The sequence below is a fragment of the Paenibacillus agricola genome, from assembly GCF_011440305.1.
In the GTDB taxonomy this organism is placed as follows: domain Bacteria; phylum Bacillota; class Bacilli; order Paenibacillales; family NBRC-103111; genus Paenibacillus_S; species Paenibacillus_S agricola.
This window is the reverse complement of sequence record NZ_JAAOIW010000024.1, coordinates 25,239-43,777: the sequence shown is the minus strand read 5'-3', so window position 1 is coordinate 43,777 and position 18,539 is coordinate 25,239. Positions and strand designations below refer to the sequence as shown.

Genomic DNA, 18,539 nt, shown 5'->3' with positions numbered 1-18,539 from the left:
TGAATATCTCGTCCCGTTACTGCAATCTTTCTATATAAACCTTCGTAAAGATCATGGCCATCATATAGGAATTAACACTCATATCCTAAAAATAAACATCAAATAGGCCAATATAATTTTCTCAAAGGTACTAGCGATCTTGTCTCAGAGTCAAAATTATCATAGTTCTGTATGATTAACTCCACCAAAAGATCTTATGTGAATGGAGCCAACCACTGTCTGCGGATCGCTTCAATGAAATGAATCTGATACGCAACATTACCATCACATAACGCATACACATCTTTCCCGTCGCCGATCCGTCGTAGCCGTAATTCCCAGTATAATAAATTGATTCTTGTAATCATTTCAATCAGAGGGTTATGATTTAAAGCAACTTAATCAGTTCTTCTAGCTCATCAAGCAATACTTTTGCAAGTTCAAAATTAGTATCTTTTAAAGCCAATTCTATTTTCGTTTCAACTGATTTTTTCTTTTGTTCAGTTTCCAAATAGTCTCTATCAAAATGACTAGCATAAATCATCTTTCTAAATTTTTGTATAGTCATTTTTCTAATCGTCTTATCGTCAATGATTAAAACATAATCCATACCATTTACCACAGAATAGAAATCATGAGAAATCATGAGAATCGCACCTTTGTAGTCTTCAATGGCTTTCTCCAGTGCTATTTGTGTATAGGTGTCTAAATGACTTGTCGGTTCATCAAGAAGCAATACGTTTGCTTTACTGGCAGAAACTTTAGCCAATTGAAGCATATTTTTTTCTCCACCAGATAAAGATTCTATCTTTTGATTAACGATTTCTCCTTCAAAGCCATAGTTTGAAATATATGATCTAATCTCTTCATAAGTTTTACGGCATCGAGTTGGAGACAAAATATGTCACACAATGAGATCGCCAATTGTCTTATTAGAGTCAAAACAAAAACATAGAGTTTTTTTCTCTGATCAAAGACTCTCATTTTCGGGGCTGGCACAAACAGAACAGAAAGGGATGAAGACACCATGGGCTTTAGCAATTGTCCGGTTTGCCTGGTAGGTGTTGTTGAGACTCTGGGTTACGTCGAATTAAAGGAAGGACCGTTGGAATTCCAATATGGTCGATTGCCACTGACAAAAAAAGCGACTATCATCATCGGGATGTGTAGTCGGGGACCCTGTCAGTATGTAGGTATGGGGGCTGTTCCGGAATCCCCTACTGTGGCCAAGCGTATATTGAGGGATCTGATTCTATCGCTGGAAAAGAAAACGGTAAAAGCAATAACACAATTTCGTGCTCACGAATCGTCCACAAACGACTCGACAATAACATCTTCGTGACGATGCGGACGTATTCGACCGCGATGCCATCATTAGTTCATATCATGTATATCCTTATGACGAAGATGATCCCTGATAGTAAGTTGATAACATTAAATTTGAAAATGAAACGTGTGTAAATTACATGCAACAATCACCAGAATTTTTCAAGAAGTTAATGGATTTGAGCAACGCCGAAAAGGATAACACAATTGAACAGAAGATCCGCGATCTCGTTCACATCAGGGATTCACAAATCAATGGGTGCGGATTCTGCTTGGACATGCACGTTAAGGAGGCCAAAATCCATGGTGAGAGCGAGCTTCGCCTCTACCACATCTCGATTTGGCGGGAATCCACTCTGTTTATTCCACGCGAACGGGCCGCACTGGCATGGACCGAGGTCCTGACCAAACTGCCTGAGCAAGGCGTACCTGACGAACTTTATGACCGTGTTCGCGGGCAGTTGTCTGAAAAAGAAATTTCGGACCTGACCTTCTCGATCATGGCGATCAATGCTTGGAACCGCATAAACGTCGCCTTCAAGACTGTACCGGGTTCAGCTGACGCGGCGTTTGGATTGACTAAAGCAGGACTGAGCTAATCAGTTGTAAAAGCAAAGCATAGATCACGCGCTTAAGAGTAGTGTCTTCGGCCAACATTTGCTAGTCGTTCAAGGGTCCTAGCGGTACAAGCTATGGCAAGTCATAGAATATCACTCTAAGGCCTTGCCGCTTTCACGGCTTTTTTGTATCAAGGTTTGAAGTTGCTTCTTCCCATCACTTTTTTCACCTGTTGTAATGATAACTGCTGTAATGATACGTTTTTCATTCATCGCAAGATGTGTTTTATAGCCAAAGAAAGCGGGATTCTGTAAAATACATTGTGTAAACTCCCAAATCTATTAAAATAGAAGTATGGGGAAGGTTGGACTTCAAGGTCGATTTGGGCTATCCACCAGCGGAGCACTAACAATGGCTTAACCTCCTCTGAATAGCAGAAATGGAGCCACTCCTGTGGCTCCAAACATTTACAAATTCTAATATCGTTATAAATCCGCCGCTGTCGCTGTTTCGGGTCCTTATTTAGGTCTGGGCATTCAAATCGTGTTATCTATCGGCAAACGCTTGGCCTGATACGTCCACTTTATTCCGCTGTAGCTTTGAAGATCGACAGACTCTTCGGAAGCGGCGCTTGTATAACAATCCATCATTACTAACAGTATTAAGCGCTACCTGCTGTATGATGCAGCGATTCAGCTTCAAGAAGCTTATCCCATGTGACCTAACCCATGATCAGCACTCCCCATATATTCGCTTGCAATCCTCCTCTGTAATCTCCTGTACCTTGTCCCATTCGCCTCGACGCCTTTCATAATCCGTCCGTACTTCATCCACTACACTGATTCTCGTACCGTCCGCCGCATCCTTAGGCGCATCCGCCATACTCGTGTACCAGTTGGGCTCCAGCTTGAACGCTGCCGTCTCTTTCCACCAAGTCCATACCCGTTGCCATCGCTTGTATGTGTGTACGTCCATGATTATATGAACCTCCTCTTTGGCTAGTATCTATCATTCATTATAATCCTCAACGTAGAAACGGCTTGTTTCCGTCCACATATGTCCGGGCTCCAATGCAATCAAGCCTTTGCTTTCATCGGGCAGGTTGACATTAGGGGCATTGACCAAATTGATTTGGGGTTCTGGGCAGAAATAGCCGCCCGCCGCCTTATTGTTCCATATCATCCACTGCTTATACCGGGTTCCCACATCATAGATCAAGCGTACTTTCTCACGCGTGTCGATAAGCTCGATATAGTTTTTCCCGTTTTGCGGCAAGGCGGTATAATGATTGTCCATGGGTTCGGAAAAGGGGGAGACGAACCCGTGTTTCATCGACAGCTCACGCTCTCCCAACGGCTGTTTACGACCGGTCGGCAGCATGCGCGCGTCCAACTCCCACCTCTCCCCGATGGTAATTTTACAAAGGCAGTCCTCAATAGTGGAATTCGGCGAAAACGGCGCATTGAGTGCAGTATGAAAAGCCAGCATACAAGGCATAGGATCGTCCCCGCAGTTCTGAATCTCCACCTTCTGGGATAGTCCTTGTGCCGAGAGTGTATATTTAATTTTGAATTTGAAGGTATGTGGGAAATAAGAAAACACCCCGTGCTTTTCATTCACATCTTGATGCAAAACAATAAAGCTTTCATCCTCATTCTTACCGTATTCAAGCACTTCCCAAGCCCGATTATAAAAGAAGCCGTGTATGTGATTGCCTGTCTTTTCTTCGTTAATGGGAAAAGAATATTTCTTGCCGTTGAAGGAAAATCTGCCGTCTTCGAAACGATTAGGTGGAAACAATACAGGAATGCCGTGGTTTCTCGGCTTTTCCTTGAACGCTTCCATGTCTTCAAGCGACGGCTCACGCAAAAACTTGTAACCTTTACGTCGATCGCGAAACGCAATTAGATTGGCTCCTATTTCAGGTAATACGGCAGCTTGATATTGGTCAGTTTCCAACCAAAAAGCCTTTTCGCCATGAAATAAACCTTGGTATACCTCTGCCACCCTGTCACCTCCTAGCGCAAAGCAGCGCCATTCTTCCTACCTACCAAGCAGGAGCAAATCCGTCGATTTCTATTAAAATGTCCTCAATTTCCCGCAGCAAATCAGGGGTCAATTCGATCTCCAACGCTTTTACGTTGTTCTCAATTTGCGATGGACGGCTGGCTCCGATAATCGCTGAACTGACGCCCGGCTGCCTCAAGACCCAGGCAAGCGCCATCTCCGGGAGCTGAACACCCATCCCCTGAGCCACCTTCTCGAGTCTTTCGACACAGTAAAGCACTCCATCTTTCAAGTAGCTTGCAATAAATTTGTTTGTGCTATCATTGGCTGCGCGGCTATCGGCCGGGATCACCTGACCCGCCCGGTATTTGCCTGTGAGGATGCCTTGCGCCAGCGGGGAAAACACGACCTGGCCCAGCCCTTGACGTTCGCAGACGGGGAGCACTTCTTTCTCGATATAACGTACGAGCATATTATAGATCGGCTGGTTGGAAATGAGCGGGCGGAGGTTCAGTTGCTTCGCCAGGTGAACCGCATCGATGATTTGTGCCGCGCTCCATTCACTGACACCGGCGTACAGCACCTTCCCTTGGGAAATGAGGTCGTCCATAGCTCGTAACGTTTCTTCCAAAGGTGTTTCGGAATCATATTTATGGCACTGGTACAAGTCGATATAGTCCACATTCAGTCTCTGAAGACTTGCTTCGCACTGCTCGATAATATGTTTTCTGGAAAGCCCTCTGTCATTCGGCCCGCTCCCCATCGGAAAATACACTTTTGTTGCCAGTACATAACTGGCTCTCGGAAAATCCTTCAAGGTTTGCCCAAGTACCACTTCAGCGGCTCCGCCTTTATATAAATTCGCGTTATCGAAAAAGTTGATTCCGAGCTCATAGGCCTTGCGGATACATTCGACCGCACTCTGGCTTTCGGACCCGGTTCCATAAAACCAGCTTCCTAATCCGATCTCGCTTACTTTCAATCCGCTTGTGCCTAATCGTCTATATTTCATCATGCTTTTAACTCCTATCTTAAAAAAAGTAATCCATCCCGTTCAGTTGATGGATTACTTTTTTTATTTAATTTCGTTATTTCTTCGCTTTTTCGATCGCATCAAGCTCTTCCTGGAACTCTTTACGGTATTTGTCAATAACAGGCTTTACAGCATCCTGCCATGGTTTAAGGTCCTTCACTTCCGTCACGGTTACGCCGGCTGCTCTAATTTTCGCTTCCGCATCTTTTTCGAACTTATCAAATAGTTCTCTTTCTATCTTCACAGAATCAAGAGCGGCTTGCTTTACTATTTTGCGATCCTCTTCAGGCAGTTTATCCCAAGTGGTTTTACTGATGATCAGCACTTCAGGCACGCGTTGATGTTGATCTATAATTAGATTCTTTGCTTGCTGCTGATGGTTCGACGTATATAGGTTAGCAAAGCTATTTTCAGCGGCATCAATAACACCCGTTTGCAAAGCGCTGAACACTTCCCCAAATGCCATTGGTGTTGCATTAGCTCCCAGAGCATCAATTAAATCCACATTCACCTTGTTCTGGATGACACGAATTTTTTGCCCTTTTAAATCAGCAATGCCCGTGAGCGGCTTACGTGAATAAAAGCTTCTGGCGCCTGCAGAGTAATAGGCAAGGCCTTTCATTCGGGATGACTCCAAACCGTCTAACATCTTGGTTCCGATTGCGCTCTCGAGAAATTTAAATTGATGCTCCTCAGATTCGAAAATATAGGGCAAACTAAACACTTCAAATTTCTTGCTGAAGCCAGCCAATGCCCCGGCTCCCGTACGAACAAAATCGAGGGCTCCAAGCTGAACTTGTTCAATCGTAGTTTTCTCTTCTCCCAATTGGGAGTTTGCGAACACTTCGATTTTAATCCGTCCATTCGTACGCTCACTTACCATCTCGGCAAATTTTTTGTCGGCAGCTACAATCGGATGATCCACGGCAAGCGTATCCGCCAAGCGCAATGTGAGCTTAGGGCCTTCCGCTTTCATCCCAGCATCTGTTTCTGGCGTATTATCCGATGCTTTGTTTGCAGAGCAGCCAGTCAACGCTACACTGACCATAAGAAAACTAGCAAGCATAGTTTTAACAATTTTCGTCCTTTTTTCCAATTCAATCACTCCTTGTTCGAATTTTGTATTGTTGCTTTGTTACGCTTATTTAGCAAATAAATTGGGCAACCACATCACAAGCCCAGGAACATAAGTAAGAACCATCAATATGACGCACATTGCATAAAAGAAAGGCATCATAGCCTTCGTGCCTTGATCGATAGAGATGTTTCCTAATGAGCAGCCAACAAATAAAACCGTGCCTACCGGTGGCGTCAACAGCCCTATGCCGGTGTTAAGCATCATTATGATTCCAAAATGTACAGGATCCATTCCAATCGCCGTGACAACCGGCAGCAGGATCGGAGTCATTATCATAATTAAAGGAGCCATGTCCATCGGCGCGCCAAGGACCAATAGAAGTACGTTAATAATCAATAGAATGATAATGGGGTTATCTGAAACACTAAGCATCCAATCGGTCATCATACCGGGAACTTTAAGAAAAGCAAGCACCCAGCCAAACGATGCGGAGGCGGCTATTAGAAACAGGACCATCGCAACGGTACGGAAGGTTCTCTGCAATATCAGCCACATTCTTGAAAGAGGAATATCCTTGTAAACAAAAAATGTTAAAATAAAAGCGTACAGGCACGCGATCGCACCGGATTCTGTAGCCGTGAACCAACCCGTAAAAATTCCACCAAGGATAATAACGGCCGACATCATCGAAAGCAAGCCATCCCTAAGGATTCCGGGGATATCCTTTTTCAGTACAGGCTCCCCTTTCTGATAACCTCGCTTCACTGCAATGATATAACTTACAGTCATTAGAGTGACGCACAGCAGTAACCCTGGTACAATCCCCGCTAGAAACAAGCTGGTGATCGAAATGCCTCCACCCGCCGCTAGGGAATAAAGCACTAAATTGTGACTGGGTGGAACAACTACTCCCTGTATGGAGGAGGAGACGGTAACGCCAACCGCATAGTCGGTATCGTAGCCCTTTTTCTTCATCATAGGAATCATGACGGAGCCAATGGATGAAACATCCGCTACGGCTGAGCCCGAGATATTGCCGAAAAACATGCAGGCCACGCTGTTTACCATTGCCAGTCCGCCGCGAACGCCGCCTACGAGAAGCTGCGCCAAATTCACCATGCGAAGCGCCATCTTTCCTTGGCCCATAATCTGTCCGGCCAGAATAAAGAATGGGATCGTAAGCAGCGTGAAGGAATTCATGCCCTGGATCATCGTTTGGCCTATCGCGGCAAGCGGTACTTTCAAGTATAACAAAGTAATAATCGAGGAGCCTGCGAGCGTCAATGAAATCGGAAACCGCAGCAAAACAAACAGTGTAAAACTGGCACATAAAATAATGATTGCTGTTGTCGTATCCATAATTAGTGACCCCCTTCCCCTTCATCTATCCCTTGATGCCGTTTGGTTTCAATCCCGAAAAATTGAAGAAGCGAATATATGCTCGTCATAACTCCGGTAATCGGCATAATTACATACGTGATACTGTTCGGCAGCCCTGTTGCAGCGAGCTCCGACTCATTCATCATTAAGGTAAAATCCCAGCCGTAATAAATCAAGTAGAGCCCGAACAAAAAGATACTTGCATAGATCACCTTATCCAGCACCCGATTGAACGACGCCGGAAACAGGTTTGTAAATGAATCCATTCCCATATGCAGCTTTTCCCTAAACCCAATGGCAATCCCCATAAAGGAAAACCAAATTAACAACAATAACGTAATTTCCTCCGACCAAAAAAACACAAAATTAAATAGCTTCCTCGTTATAACCTGAATGGTGACAATGATAATCATAGTGAGTAAGGCCATTAAGGAAAAGGCTTCCAAAGCACTATCGATAGCAAGGAATACTCGAGATATTCTCTTCAAGTTGTCCACTCCTCATAGGGTTGATCATGTACATAAAGTAAGCTTTGAACGTAGTTTGCGCTTTCATTTTCACAAGAAGAAGAAACAAGTTAAGTTATAGCCCTTAAGTTATAGCCCTTGTGGATTGCCCAACTTTCAATAGCGGAAGCACTACCGTAAGCTTCGTATGTGTTTCTTCTCCGTTGATCATTTTCATAAGTGTGTTGGCTATCATTTCTCCCATCTCATACAGCGGCAGATCCATGGTTGTTAACCGGGGATTGACGAGCCTGGATATAGGAATGCCGTCAAAACCAATAACAGATATATCCTTCGGTACCTCAAGGCCCATTTCCGTACACGATTGAATGATTTTGGCGGCGGTCATGTCATTGTAAGCCAAGATCGCGGTTGCATTGCGTTTAACTAGCAGTTGTGTATTTTCGTGAATCTTATCATGTTGGTGATCGATGTGCAGGATTAAGCTTTCGTCTAAAGGTACCGCATAATCAGAGAGTGCCTTTTTATAACCAATCAATCTTTTTACACTGCTGTCTGCATAAGCCGGTCCGACAAGGATGCCAATACTTCTATGCCCCAGATCAAGCAAATACTTCGCCGCTGTATAACCACCAGTTTGTGCGTCAACTATAATACTGTAGACCTTATTCATTTCTGCGATTTCACGATTCAACAATACGACAGGAAGTTTGCTCGAAATAAGTTTTCGCAGATTGATTTCATCAAGCCGGGGGCTGCACAAAATGATGCCGTCTACATTATAATTTTGAGCCAGTTGAATGCAGGAGACCTCCCGGGAAACTTCTTCATCAGTTGAAAATAAAAGCACATTGATATTCGTAGCCCGAACAGTCCGATCTATCCCGCGCACAATTTCGGAGAAGAAAGGATTGGTGATGTCAGGAATCAGCAGTGCAATCGTGTTCGTTTTGCGGGTTACCATACTGCGCGCCTGCATACTCGGCTGAAAATCAAGCTCTTCTATAATACGTAGAACTCGTTTTCTTGTGGTCTCATTAACGTCCCCTTTATTATTTAGTACTCTTGAAATGGTTTGGCGGGAAACTCCTGCTTTCTCAGCTACATCATTTATTGTGATCTTGCGATCCATTAAATATCACTCCTAAAATGTGAACGTTCACGGTAAGTTCATAAACTAAATTAACACTCTTTTATAGCTAATGTCAACTTATTTTAGATAATAGTGCAATTTATAAGCGTTTTCAAAAAAGGTATTGACTTTCCCTTTGTCATTGTCGTATATTATTTCCGTGAACGTTCACGGTGAATTATCACACATGCAAAACTAATCTAATTATATAACTGGAGGAATAACAAATGGCACTAGAAGTACTCTCAACTGAATTTCAAAGACGCGTGGATCGTACGAGAGCAAAGATGAAAGAGGCAGGGTTAGATGCTCTTTTTATTTATAGTGATGAATATCATCCCGGTTACTCGATGTACTATACCAATCATAGAACCATCAACTGTATCGAAGAATCTGCTCATGCTCTTTTTCTTCCATTAGAAGGCGAGATTCACGCTTTTATGGGCAATTTAAACCGGTTTGCAGCCAAACGCTTTTCCTGGGTTAAGAGTGCCCACAATATTTATGAAATGAGAACAGAATTACCAAAGCTTGTCGAAGCCCTTGGTTACCCGGTCAAAAAGATCGGCGTCGTTGGAGAAGAGTTATTCCCGATTTCCCTGTATCGTGAAATGGAGAAGGGATTTAAGGGTATTACGATCGTAGAATCCTCGGATATTGTCATCCAAGAAAGATTATATAAAAGCAAAAATGAGCTTGATCTGATCCGGGCGGCTGGTAAATTGGCGGATGATAGCATCCTTGCCGCATTAGAGCAAACGGAAGTCGGAAAAACAGAGATCGAGCTTTCTGCTATCGGTGAATATATTACAAGGTCGCGTGGCGGTGATATTGGTTCGGCATATCTTGTTGTATCCGGCATGCATACGGATCTTCCTACTTGGCGCCCAATGGAGCGTAAGATAGAGCGTGGCGATTATGTTTGGTTTGATTTCAATCCTTCTGTGCTTGGTTACTGTTCCGATACCGGAATAACCATCGCCATGGAAGGAGCCAGCGAGGAACAAATCAAGATTATGGATTTTGCCTATGAGACCAATCAGCGGATGGTCAATTTTATTAAGCCCGGTATGAAGGGCAGTGAATTATTTAAAGAAACACTGAGACTTACGGACGAAGCTAATTTATCCCAATACTTCGTTCCTTATACCAAAGGCATGCGCGCTATCGGCCACGGTGTCGGGTTAGAGGTCGTAGAATATCCGGACTTGGGTCCATCCAGCGAATTCGTGTTTGAGCCGGGAATGGTATTTGGAATTAAATTTGATTTGCATGGATTCCCTTTCGGAGGGGTTCGCGTAGAGCCAACCTGCATAATTACAGAACATGGCGCAGAACCTGTCAACGATCTTATGGGTATGCGTAAAAGCTACGAAAATGGGCGCAAATAAGCTCTTTTCTATCACGCTTACATTTCGGCAACAATCATCCAGCCTAAGCTGGATGATTGTTGCCGAGCATATCCATTCCTATCTTTTAGGTTCTGAGTTCCAAGCCGAGGCTGAAGTCCCATTGGTAGTTTCATGTACCACAAGAGGCTGCTTGTTCAAATATTATGCCTCCATCCTCCTCATAAATGCACACTCTTTGTCGACTGGCCCACCTTCAATAAAGGAATAACCGTCATTCCTTTACTGGCAGTATCCGTTTCCTTTGGTCCGAAATGCTGTCTTGATAATCAATACGAATAATAAGGCTTTCATCTACCGCAGGTTAGCTGGGAATATCCATAGCTGTCTGGATGTTTAGCAAATCTAATTGAATTTGTTCTTTAATATGGAAAGGCCTATAGAGTTCCCGTGACATCATATAGCTCACGATCTTCTCGTGGGTTGCGATTGCTTCATCAAGATGGTTCATTAAAATGGTCTTGATTTCCGGTGTGGCACATTCGGTTACAGCCATAGCGTAATTGCGGATGCCGTTCTTAGCGTTGATCAGGAAATCCATGGCAATAACTTCATCTGTCAGCGAATTCAAGCCCGCCAAGTGTTCTAAAATCGTGTTCATGCTCTCATCTCCTATCCCATGGTTTTGGACAGCACGTTGCCAAGCTCCTGCAGCTGTCTCGTTGATAACTGAATATCCTCTTGCAAAATTTCTTTTAGCTTTGGATCGGTAATCAGAGCTTGCATCATTTTGGATTTTGTCATGCAGACGGTTTTGAAGGCGGCGATTTCATGAATCTCCATCGTCTCATGTAAGGCGTAAGTCGAATTCATTTTGATTTCCCTCCTAGTAAGAGTAAAGCTTATGGTTTCAGAATAACCTTGATGCAATTATCCGTCTTCGTATCGAATACTTCATATCCATGCTTCGCCTCACTAAGTGGAATTACGTGTGTTACCACGTCACCCGGATCGACTTTGCCTGTTGTAATTAACTCATACATATAAGGCATATAATGAATAACAGGAGCTTGTCCGGAGCGAATATTGACATTGCGTTGCATGATATCGCCCAGTGGGAAGCCATTGTAGCGTCCGCCATATACTCCGGTAATTTGAATGGTACCGCCTTTACGAACAGCCTGCGAAGCAATCACGATCGGGCCCATCGCACCACCTTGCAGCTTCAAGCCACTTGCTAGAAACTCCAGATCGCTCATTTTGCCGTCCATTCCTACAGCATCAATGACGACATCAGCGCCTCCCTTAGTCATTTCCTTCAGATGGCTGCCAATATTTGGTTCTGACTCGAAATTGACAATTTCCACGTTATTCGTACGTTTCGCGTGCTGTAGACGATAATCGATGTAGTCAACAGCAATAACTCGCTTTGCACCCTTCAGCCAGCAAAATTTCTGCGCAAGCAGCCCCACCGGGCCACAGCCCAGCACAATCACCGTATCCCCATCCTTCACACCTGAGTTATCCACGCTCCAGAATGCAGTTGTCATAGCATCGGCGATTAAGCACAGCTTCTCATCAGGCTCTTCACAGTTATCTGGAATTTTGAAGTGTGTGAAATTGGCGAAGGGTACACGTAAATATTCGGCCTGCCCGCCCGGGTAGCCTCCGGTCGTTCCTGAGTACCCAAAATAAGCGCCTATCTCGCCGTTTTCATTGGAGTTATCACATTGGCTTTCCAATTGATTCTTACAATAAAAGCAATCGCCGCAAGCAATGTTGAACGGGATGATAACCCGGTCACCTTTCTTTAGCTTGGTGACGCCCGGCCCCACCTCTTCGACGATGCCCATAGGCTCATGCCCGATGACATAATTCTCCTGCATATTCGGAATCATTCCGTGAATAAGGTGCAGGTCTGATCCACATATCGCGGTACTTGTCATCCTCACGATCATATCGTCGGGCTTCTCTATTTTCGAATCCGGTACCTCTTTGACAACGACATTTTTAATACCTTGGTACGTTACGGCCTTCATTGTGTTCTTCCCCCAATATGTTCATCTGGTGCCCGATCGAACATGCCTTTACGTGACGTATCGCCCGGGAACAGATTCATTTGCCCGATCATGACCGTATTTTTCGCCGAAAGCTGATCCAATTGGTACTGTTCGGTCAACTCATAAGGATGGAACCATTTCTTGCTCATCATGAAGTCAGAAATTTCCTGATGCAGCGCAAGGCCTTGGTGAAGCTGGTTCTTCAGCAGCTCTCTTGCATCCGGTGAAACGGTTTCCGTTAAGGCGATTGCCGTATTTCTTACTCCCTCCTTTGCTCGCATGAGGAAGTCCATGGCAAAGGTCATATCTGCCATTTCCGGCATATTTAACGCGTTAATAGGGTCTAAATAATCGTTATTCATGTTATTTCACCTCAATTTAAGATAGATGTAGGGCGGCTTTGTGGAACATCTGTTTGAAAAGGGGCTCTCGCATAGATGGCTTGCAGCTCACCAATGGCTTGAATAGATTGCTCTACGTCCTTCTGCATGAGCGCTTTGAGATCTTGGTCAAAAACGAGACCTTGCATCAATTTCGATTTGGCCAGGCAAAGCGTTTTAAAGTTCAGAGCTTCATGAAGCTCCATCGATTCGTGAGGTGCTAATCCTTGTTGGTTCATCAAAAATTCTCACCTCCAATTTGTCAATAACCTTAGCTTTTCCTAAAAGTTTGGGTTTATGCAGAAATAAGCTCCCAAGATCCACTGATCCTGAGAGCTTATTTTTGATTGTAATCACTAGAGGCTTGTGAAATCTGAAGACTACAAATTAAAGGCTATTTCACTGCTACAGGGTCGCCTTCAGCTTTGATCTTATCCAGGGTGGTTTTGGGATCCATTTCACCTGAAAGCATCAAGCTGGTATACTTAGTCCAAACCTGAAGCCATTCGTTGTAATTTTTCGTTACTGGTGCTGCTACGGCAGGTAATTTTGAATTTTCAGCGAATGGCATTGCATCGATGCCTTGACTTTTATAGAAGTCAAGGAACGAAGCATTGGAGTCACTTAAGCCGGGGAAGTAAGCCCCTGTTCCGCCAATAATATCCTGGCCTGTTTTTCCTGTAATGAATTTAATGAACTTCCAGGATTCTTCAGGATACTTCGTCTTGGAGTTAATAACATCACCCAAACCAAGCGTCGTAGCCACCTTTCCTTGTGGACCAGCAGGGATGGATGTGATGCCCCACTCAAAATCTGCTTTTTGCTTAAGCGGCGTCATCATCCAGTTGCCGTCATTCCAAACTGCAATTTGCTGTCCAACAAACTTGGCTTCAGACCCACCTGTACGGATCGTTGTGTAGGAAGGAGCGACGAAGTATTTAAAGGTGAGGTCATACATAAATTGATACGTTTCCAGCAATTTGTCATCATAAGCCAGCTTACCCTCAGCGTTTAAGATCGTACCGCCGTTTTGTGCTGCATACCCAATAAATTGGCCCGGATCGATTTGATCCTTATCTACAAAGTTGTAGCCGTACTGGACGATATTTTTGGGATCAAATCCCGGCTCATTCGGATGTTTCCCATTTTTATCCACAGTCAGCTTTTGCAGGAATGGAATCAGCGTCCCGCCATCCTTCGGATTCCAGGACAGATCTTTCGGGTATTCGTTGAAGCCTGCTTTTTTCAGCAAATCCTTATTGTAAATAATGCCAATGGTTGACCATTGCTGCGGAATGGCATAGGTTTTGCCATCCTTCGTGTATGCTTTTATAATAGCATCGCTATATTTACTCATATCAATATTATCTTTTTTGATATTGGCTGATATATCCATCAGTGCGCCCTTTTCCATTAAGCTGGGTAGGCGGGTTAAATGTCCCCAGAACACATCGGGAGCTGTACCTCCTGCAAGCTCAGTAAATAATTTATCCCAGAAATTGGCCCATGGAGTCACTTGAAGCTCTACTTTGATATTTGGGTTTTCTTTCATAAAAGCATCAACGACCTTTTGGTAAGTCGGCTGTGCTCCCCAAACGGCATAGCGCAGGGTGATCTGTTTGTCGGCTGTTGGTGCTTTTGAAGCCTCAGGAGCTGGCGATGTACTTGATCCCACATTTGGGTTAGATGAACTGCAGCCCGCTAAAAAAATGGCGAAAATGAGCATGCTCACAATCACAAAATTAGTTTTTTTCATTCATATGCCTCCTTTTATTTAGTTTGAAGCGAAAGCGATTTCATTCCTGCATTGTTTTGACCCCAACCTTGAAAAAAATGATTAGTCCACCATTTGAAGAGATGGTCACCTCCCCAACTTTTAATTATTTTATTTCAAGCCACTCATTTGAATGGACTGAATAAAAAATCTTTGGAAGAAAGCAAAAAGCACGATGATTGGCAAGAGGGCGATAAAAGAAGCGGCCATAATCGCTGCCCAATCTGCGCTGTATTGTCCATTTAAATTGGCCAAACCAATAGTTAGCACAAACTTTTGTTGGGAAGTAGTGACTACCAGGGGCCACAGGAAGCTGTTCCACGATTTTACCAAGGTAAATACAGCAAGCGTACTCAAGGCTGGTTTGGTTAATGGCAAAATAATCGTCGTGAACGTGCGAATGATTCCTGATCCATCTATTTTCGCAGCTTCATCCAATTCCTTGGGTATTCCAATCAAATATTGTCTGAGCAGAAATACGCCAAACGCATTGCCGAACATCTGGGGTGTGGTAATCGCTTTAAAGGTGTTTAACCAGCCAAGCTCCCTCATGATCAAGTACTGTGGAATCATCGTCACGATTTCTGGGATCATTAAGCTTCCGATAAAAATGACAAAGATCAAATTTCGCCCAGGAAATTCCAAACGGGAGAAGCTATAAGCCGCCATCGAAGAAAACAACAATTGCCCAATCAAAATGACTAACGTGATAAAGATCGTGTTCAAAATGTAATGGCCAAATGGCATCTCATTCCATACTCTTGCAAAGTTATCCCATGTAAAAGGAGCAGGTATCCACTCCGGTGGAAATTTAAAAGTCTGTTTCTGTGGTTTAAACGCTGTACTAGTCATCCATAGGAATGGAATAATAACTATAATTGTCATAATGCTAAGTACGGTGTAAATAATAACCGCATCTATTTTTTTCAAGGCTATCACCTGCTTAGTTAGTGTCATTATCCCGGAAAACACGAAGCTGAATAAGTGTAAGTATCATAAGAATGGTAAACAAAATCACGCTTAAACCAGATGCATAACCCATCTGCAAGGAGTTGAAGGCTTTTTCATAAATCATATAGTAATACACACGTGATAAGTCACCCGGTCCGCCATGTGTGGTTGCATACACAATATCAAACACTTGAAAGGAACCGATAAGCGAGGTTATGAGAATAAACAATATCGTCGGTTTTAACAAGGGAAGCGTAATGTGCCAAAATGCCTTGAAGCGCCTGGCACCATCAATTTCTGCGGCTTCATAATACATGGTTGGGATACTTTGCAAGCCAACTAAAAACAAAATGGTCGTAAAACCAAAATGCTGCCACACATCAACCAACGCTATAGATTGAAGCGTATTGCTAGGTGAGAACCAGGTGATTCCCGGGATTCCTATTTTCGACAAATAATAATTTAGCAAACCGGTCATCGGATCCAAGATCCAACGCCAAACCGTAGCTACGGCAATTGGCATGGCGATCCAAGGCAAAATAATGGGAATCCGAAAAGCTCTAATTCCCGGCAGCGATTTATTCAAGCAAAGAGCTAATAGTAGTGCTATTAGAAGCTTAGGTGTTTGGCTGTAAAACACATATTTAATGGTCACCCAGAGTGAATGCCAGAAATCCTGGCTGGAAAAAATTTGCACATAATTCTCGAGCCCCAGAAATACAGGGGGACGAATTAAATCCCATTGAAATAAGCTGAGTACAAATACCGCAAGAGTAGGAACTAACGAAAATACGATAAATGCTCCAATGGTCGGCAGAAGAAAGAGATAGCCGAAGACGGTTTCCTCTTTAACTTTTCTTTTTTTTTTGAATCCTACCTTTTCCAGCGGTTTATTATTTTCTGTAATGAGTGTTTCCATTTCCTTAGGAACCCTCCAATCTTTTTAGTCATGTTCGTACCCGTTATCGAGCTAGATTCAAGTTGGCTCTGGTGCAAATGCTATATCGCCGTGTTGCACCAGAGCCGATTCCACCATTAGTTAACGTTTATAGCCTGAGCCGAAGCAATGGAATCATAGCAAGCCAGAGCAGTCGCCAGCGTATTGAGATTATCCCTTCCGCTGACGGGAGGCTTGCGTCCGTCTAGAACCGTTTGGTAAAAAGCGTCCAAAGGACGTGTAAACGGAGCATTCGTGTTTGCCGAATATTCCTCTTTCGGAAATGTCTGAAGCGGATAATGCCCTCCTCCTCCAACTACATAAACATTGAGGCTGAATAGCTGCTTGCGATTGATTTCCATCGTACCTGCTGTACACTGGATAACCGCCGACCCGCCCCAATTGGCCTGGAACCCGTGGCACTCGCCGGAAGCGACAATCGTGCCGACCGCCCCACGAGAGAAATGCAGCGTAAGTGATCCCCAGCTTTCCCCTGCAACCTGAGCGGCTTCCGACTTACCCGCAGCGGCATACACTCTCACCACATCATCGTTAAACAGGTAACGAAGCAGATCGATATAGTGATAAGCCTGTTCAATGATCAGCATTCTGGAGCTCTGGGTGCGGTAGCTTCCGCCGTTCCAGTTGAAAAACCCTTCCATCGTACCGAAAAACGGACGCCCTAGCTTATTGTTGATTAGATAGTTGTGCGCTTCGAGATATTCAGGACGGAAACGGTAGTTCTGCATGACACCCAGAACCACACCGCACTCCTCCGCCACTTCAACGGCTCTGACAGCCGATTCCATGTCGGATGCGATCGGTTTTTCACACAGAACGTGCTTGCCGGCGCGTGCCGCCATCTGAATGAGCTCTGAGTGCGAATCCGGCGGTGTGCAGATGTCCACAACATCCACGTTCGGATCGGCCAGCAGTTCTTGCACGCTGGCATACATGGTCCCGATATTGAAATCGTTGATATACCGTTGCCTCAGCTCGGGACTGATTTCCGCAGCTGCAACTAGACGTGCAGCCTCCGGATTTTTTTTGTAATAATCATTAACATGTCCACGGGAAATACCACCGCAGCCGATTAAACCTACCCCTAATGATTTCTTCATAATGTTGTTACCTCCCCTAATATACGTTTCAAATTGGCCGCTCCCGTTCGAATCCTTGCATCGGCTTGATCTGCCCATGGAATTCCCTCTAAAGTGTCCATACCGGAAATTTCACCGGACTCGATTCGCACCTCGCTTAAGCGTGCTTGTTCGATTAACCATGCCAAATCGTTTGCATGAATGTCTAAATAATCGCGTTCCCAGCCGGCTTTGAAAATGTCCATCCTATAAATACCCTCATGATCTTCGATGGATAGATTCAGATCTGGGTGCAGCGGATAGAGTATAGCCAGAATATCAGCTAACGGCACAATGCCTGTCCCAAGCGGTCGGCATTGGGAGGATATCCCCTGCTCTGTAAGGATGGTGATACAGTCTTTCATATGTGTAGCGATGATGTGCGGAGCCAGGCGGCGGGTAGCTGCAAGCGGGTCCTCCAGCACGATCGGGAAGTTTCCGGTATCGAGGATCACCTTAGCCACATCGTCACCCACCTCTTCGATCAGGCGCAAAAGCTCGAACGACGTAACATCAGCATGCGTTTCAAATGCCAGGTAAACGCCCAGCTCACGGGCAAGCGGTGCTAGGCTTTGCGCGATCTGTATGGCTCCTCGCTGCTGCAGCTGCCATTCAGCATCTCGCCGCAGCCGATCGCCCGGACCTCCCACAAAGGTACGGATGACCGAAGTGCCGGTGGCGGCAGCCGCCTCTAGCATCCTGCGAAGCCCGTTCATATAGTCGCCTTGCCCTGCTTCAAGCGCCTTCGCTGAAGGCCGCAGGAAGTTCAGACCGGGGATTCCCATCTCTAGGTATAGATTGCGGCGTTTCGCCTCGGCGGCGACTTCGCGGATTTCACCGAGATCGAAGTTCCGGCTCAAAGCCCTAGCGTCGGCAAACTGGATGCCTTCTAGGCCGAAGCTTTCAACCAGATCCAACTTGTCGTACGCCGAAATGTCCAGGTGATGGATCGTCCATTCATCTAGTCCTATACGCATTGAAATCTCTCC

Annotated in this window: 21 protein-coding genes and 2 pseudogenes; 3 read left to right on the top strand and 20 right to left on the bottom strand. The window is 44.7% G+C overall.

Annotated elements, in window-relative coordinates; genetic code table 11:
- Positions 1 to 194: 194 nt before the first annotated feature.
- Positions 195 to 347, bottom strand: a complete 153-nt coding sequence (locus tag G9U52_RS39545) for a hypothetical protein (RefSeq protein WP_207953405.1) — start codon at positions 345 to 347, stop codon at positions 195 to 197.
- A 20-nt stretch (positions 348 to 367) separates the two neighbouring features.
- Positions 368 to 856: pseudogene (locus G9U52_RS34955) on the bottom strand (ATP-binding cassette domain-containing protein); the annotation flags it as partial.
- 150 nt (positions 857 to 1,006) lie between these two features.
- On the opposite strand from G9U52_RS34955, the gene G9U52_RS34950 reads away from it, so the two are divergent.
- Together G9U52_RS34950 and G9U52_RS34945 are read left to right on the top strand one after the other, a co-directional pair.
- Positions 1,007 to 1,321, top strand: coding sequence for a hypothetical protein (locus G9U52_RS34950; protein WP_166156826.1), 315 nt, complete (start codon positions 1,007 to 1,009; stop codon positions 1,319 to 1,321).
- A 124-nt stretch (positions 1,322 to 1,445) separates the two neighbouring features.
- Complete coding sequence (locus G9U52_RS34945; protein WP_166156823.1) at positions 1,446 to 1,904, top strand: carboxymuconolactone decarboxylase family protein; 459 nt, start codon at positions 1,446 to 1,448, stop codon at positions 1,902 to 1,904.
- Between the two features lie 114 nt (positions 1,905 to 2,018).
- On the opposite strand, the pseudogene G9U52_RS34940 reads toward G9U52_RS34945, so the two are convergent.
- The 8 genes and pseudogenes from G9U52_RS34940 to G9U52_RS34905 form a co-directional block, all read right to left on the bottom strand.
- Positions 2,019 to 2,165 (bottom strand): annotated as a pseudogene (locus tag G9U52_RS34940) (IS5/IS1182 family transposase); the annotation flags it as partial.
- A 430-nt stretch (positions 2,166 to 2,595) separates the two neighbouring features.
- Positions 2,596 to 2,838 (bottom strand): hypothetical protein, encoded by a 243-nt coding sequence (locus G9U52_RS34935; protein WP_166156820.1) that lies wholly within the window; start codon positions 2,836 to 2,838, stop codon positions 2,596 to 2,598.
- A 33-nt stretch (positions 2,839 to 2,871) separates the two neighbouring features.
- Positions 2,872 to 3,870, bottom strand: a complete 999-nt coding sequence (locus G9U52_RS34930; RefSeq protein ID WP_166156817.1) for an aldose 1-epimerase — start codon at positions 3,868 to 3,870, stop codon at positions 2,872 to 2,874.
- A 40-nt stretch (positions 3,871 to 3,910) separates the two neighbouring features.
- Entirely contained in the window at positions 3,911 to 4,882 is a 972-nt protein-coding gene (locus G9U52_RS34925) for an aldo/keto reductase family protein (protein WP_166156975.1), read from the bottom strand.
- A gap of 76 nt (positions 4,883 to 4,958) precedes the next feature.
- Positions 4,959 to 5,999, bottom strand: a complete 1,041-nt coding sequence (locus G9U52_RS34920; RefSeq protein WP_243767740.1) for a TRAP transporter substrate-binding protein — start codon at positions 5,997 to 5,999, stop codon at positions 4,959 to 4,961.
- Between the two features lie 45 nt (positions 6,000 to 6,044).
- Positions 6,045 to 7,340: a TRAP transporter large permease gene (locus G9U52_RS34915; RefSeq protein ID WP_207953396.1), complete on the bottom strand. Its 1,296-nt coding sequence runs from the start codon at positions 7,338 to 7,340 to the stop codon at positions 6,045 to 6,047.
- Positions 7,341 to 7,342: 2 nt separating this feature from the next.
- Positions 7,343 to 7,849 carry a TRAP transporter small permease gene (locus tag G9U52_RS34910; protein ID WP_166156814.1) on the bottom strand — a complete coding sequence of 169 codons (507 nt, stop codon included), beginning with the start codon at positions 7,847 to 7,849 and terminating at the stop codon, positions 7,343 to 7,345.
- A 103-nt stretch (positions 7,850 to 7,952) separates the two neighbouring features.
- On the bottom strand, positions 7,953 to 8,960 hold the full coding sequence (locus G9U52_RS34905; protein ID WP_166156811.1) for a LacI family DNA-binding transcriptional regulator: 1,008 nt from the start codon (positions 8,958 to 8,960) through the stop codon (positions 7,953 to 7,955).
- A 227-nt stretch (positions 8,961 to 9,187) separates the two neighbouring features.
- Between G9U52_RS34905 and G9U52_RS34900 the strand changes: the two genes are divergently transcribed.
- Positions 9,188 to 10,351, top strand: a complete 1,164-nt coding sequence (locus G9U52_RS34900) for a M24 family metallopeptidase (protein ID WP_166156808.1) — start codon at positions 9,188 to 9,190, stop codon at positions 10,349 to 10,351.
- Positions 10,352 to 10,673: 322 nt separating this feature from the next.
- Here G9U52_RS34900 and G9U52_RS34895 read toward each other — a convergent pair whose 3' ends face one another.
- The 10 genes from G9U52_RS34895 to G9U52_RS34850 form a co-directional block, all read right to left on the bottom strand.
- On the bottom strand, positions 10,674 to 10,970 hold the full coding sequence (locus G9U52_RS34895) for a spore coat protein (protein ID WP_166156805.1): 297 nt from the start codon (positions 10,968 to 10,970) through the stop codon (positions 10,674 to 10,676).
- A gap of 11 nt (positions 10,971 to 10,981) precedes the next feature.
- On the bottom strand, positions 10,982 to 11,182 hold the full coding sequence (locus G9U52_RS34890) for a hypothetical protein (RefSeq protein ID WP_166156802.1): 201 nt from the start codon (positions 11,180 to 11,182) through the stop codon (positions 10,982 to 10,984).
- A 29-nt stretch (positions 11,183 to 11,211) separates the two neighbouring features.
- The gene (locus tag G9U52_RS34885; RefSeq protein ID WP_166156799.1) at positions 11,212 to 12,348 is read right to left on the bottom strand and encodes a zinc-dependent alcohol dehydrogenase; all 1,137 of its coding nucleotides are present in this window, start codon (positions 12,346 to 12,348) and stop codon (positions 11,212 to 11,214) included.
- The gene (locus tag G9U52_RS34880; RefSeq protein WP_166156796.1) at positions 12,345 to 12,731 is read right to left on the bottom strand and encodes a spore coat protein; all 387 of its coding nucleotides are present in this window, start codon (positions 12,729 to 12,731) and stop codon (positions 12,345 to 12,347) included. The genes G9U52_RS34885 and G9U52_RS34880 overlap by 4 nt, the downstream gene beginning before the upstream one ends.
- An 11-nt stretch (positions 12,732 to 12,742) precedes the next feature.
- A complete protein-coding gene (locus tag G9U52_RS34875; protein WP_166156965.1) occupies positions 12,743 to 12,988 on the bottom strand; it encodes a spore gernimation protein GerQ in 246 nt (81 codons plus the stop codon).
- Between the two features lie 155 nt (positions 12,989 to 13,143).
- Positions 13,144 to 14,505 carry an ABC transporter substrate-binding protein gene (locus G9U52_RS34870; protein ID WP_166156793.1) on the bottom strand — a complete coding sequence of 454 codons (1,362 nt, stop codon included), beginning with the start codon at positions 14,503 to 14,505 and terminating at the stop codon, positions 13,144 to 13,146.
- Positions 14,506 to 14,634: 129 nt separating this feature from the next.
- Positions 14,635 to 15,480, bottom strand: coding sequence for a carbohydrate ABC transporter permease (locus tag G9U52_RS34865; protein WP_207953395.1), 846 nt, complete (start codon positions 15,478 to 15,480; stop codon positions 14,635 to 14,637).
- Positions 15,467 to 16,393, bottom strand: a complete 927-nt coding sequence (locus G9U52_RS34860) for a carbohydrate ABC transporter permease (protein WP_166156787.1) — start codon at positions 16,391 to 16,393, stop codon at positions 15,467 to 15,469. Before G9U52_RS34860 ends, G9U52_RS34865 begins: the two co-directional genes overlap by 14 nt.
- 116 nt (positions 16,394 to 16,509) lie before the next feature.
- A complete protein-coding gene (locus G9U52_RS34855; protein ID WP_166156784.1) occupies positions 16,510 to 17,532 on the bottom strand; it encodes a Gfo/Idh/MocA family protein in 1,023 nt (340 codons plus the stop codon).
- Entirely contained in the window at positions 17,529 to 18,527 is a 999-nt protein-coding gene (locus tag G9U52_RS34850) for a sugar phosphate isomerase/epimerase family protein (RefSeq protein ID WP_166156781.1), read from the bottom strand. Before G9U52_RS34850 ends, G9U52_RS34855 begins: the two co-directional genes overlap by 4 nt.
- Between the last annotated feature and the right edge of the window lie 12 nt (positions 18,528 to 18,539).

What these genes read in the sequence shown, in the direction of transcription:
- G9U52_RS39545 (WP_207953405.1), bottom strand. Translation starts at nt 347, where the DNA reads ATGATTACAAGAATCAATTTATTATACTGGGAATTACGGCTACGACGG.
- G9U52_RS34950 (WP_166156826.1), top strand. Translation starts at nt 1,007, where the DNA reads ATGGGCTTTAGCAATTGTCCGGTTTGCCTGGTAGGTGTTGTTGAGACT.
- G9U52_RS34945 (WP_166156823.1), top strand. Translation starts at nt 1,446, where the DNA reads ATGCAACAATCACCAGAATTTTTCAAGAAGTTAATGGATTTGAGCAAC.
- G9U52_RS34935 (WP_166156820.1), bottom strand. Translation starts at nt 2,838, where the DNA reads ATGGACGTACACACATACAAGCGATGGCAACGGGTATGGACTTGGTGG.
- G9U52_RS34925 (WP_166156975.1), bottom strand. Translation starts at nt 4,882, where the DNA reads ATGAAATATAGACGATTAGGCACAAGCGGATTGAAAGTAAGCGAGATC.
- G9U52_RS34915 (WP_207953396.1), bottom strand. Translation starts at nt 7,340, where the DNA reads ATGGATACGACAACAGCAATCATTATTTTATGTGCCAGTTTTACACTG.
- G9U52_RS34905 (WP_166156811.1), bottom strand. Translation starts at nt 8,960, where the DNA reads ATGGATCGCAAGATCACAATAAATGATGTAGCTGAGAAAGCAGGAGTT.
- G9U52_RS34900 (WP_166156808.1), top strand. Translation starts at nt 9,188, where the DNA reads ATGGCACTAGAAGTACTCTCAACTGAATTTCAAAGACGCGTGGATCGT.
- G9U52_RS34895 (WP_166156805.1), bottom strand. Translation starts at nt 10,970, where the DNA reads ATGAACACGATTTTAGAACACTTGGCGGGCTTGAATTCGCTGACAGAT.
- G9U52_RS34890 (WP_166156802.1), bottom strand. Translation starts at nt 11,182, where the DNA reads ATGAATTCGACTTACGCCTTACATGAGACGATGGAGATTCATGAAATC.
- G9U52_RS34885 (WP_166156799.1), bottom strand. Translation starts at nt 12,348, where the DNA reads ATGAAGGCCGTAACGTACCAAGGTATTAAAAATGTCGTTGTCAAAGAG.
- G9U52_RS34880 (WP_166156796.1), bottom strand. Translation starts at nt 12,731, where the DNA reads ATGAATAACGATTATTTAGACCCTATTAACGCGTTAAATATGCCGGAA.
- G9U52_RS34875 (WP_166156965.1), bottom strand. Translation starts at nt 12,988, where the DNA reads ATGAACCAACAAGGATTAGCACCTCACGAATCGATGGAGCTTCATGAA.
- G9U52_RS34870 (WP_166156793.1), bottom strand. Translation starts at nt 14,505, where the DNA reads ATGAAAAAAACTAATTTTGTGATTGTGAGCATGCTCATTTTCGCCATT.
- G9U52_RS34865 (WP_207953395.1), bottom strand. Translation starts at nt 15,480, where the DNA reads ATGACACTAACTAAGCAGGTGATAGCCTTGAAAAAAATAGATGCGGTT.
- G9U52_RS34860 (WP_166156787.1), bottom strand. Translation starts at nt 16,393, where the DNA reads ATGGAAACACTCATTACAGAAAATAATAAACCGCTGGAAAAGGTAGGA.
- G9U52_RS34855 (WP_166156784.1), bottom strand. Translation starts at nt 17,532, where the DNA reads ATGAAGAAATCATTAGGGGTAGGTTTAATCGGCTGCGGTGGTATTTCC.
- G9U52_RS34850 (WP_166156781.1), bottom strand. Translation starts at nt 18,527, where the DNA reads ATGCGTATAGGACTAGATGAATGGACGATCCATCACCTGGACATTTCG.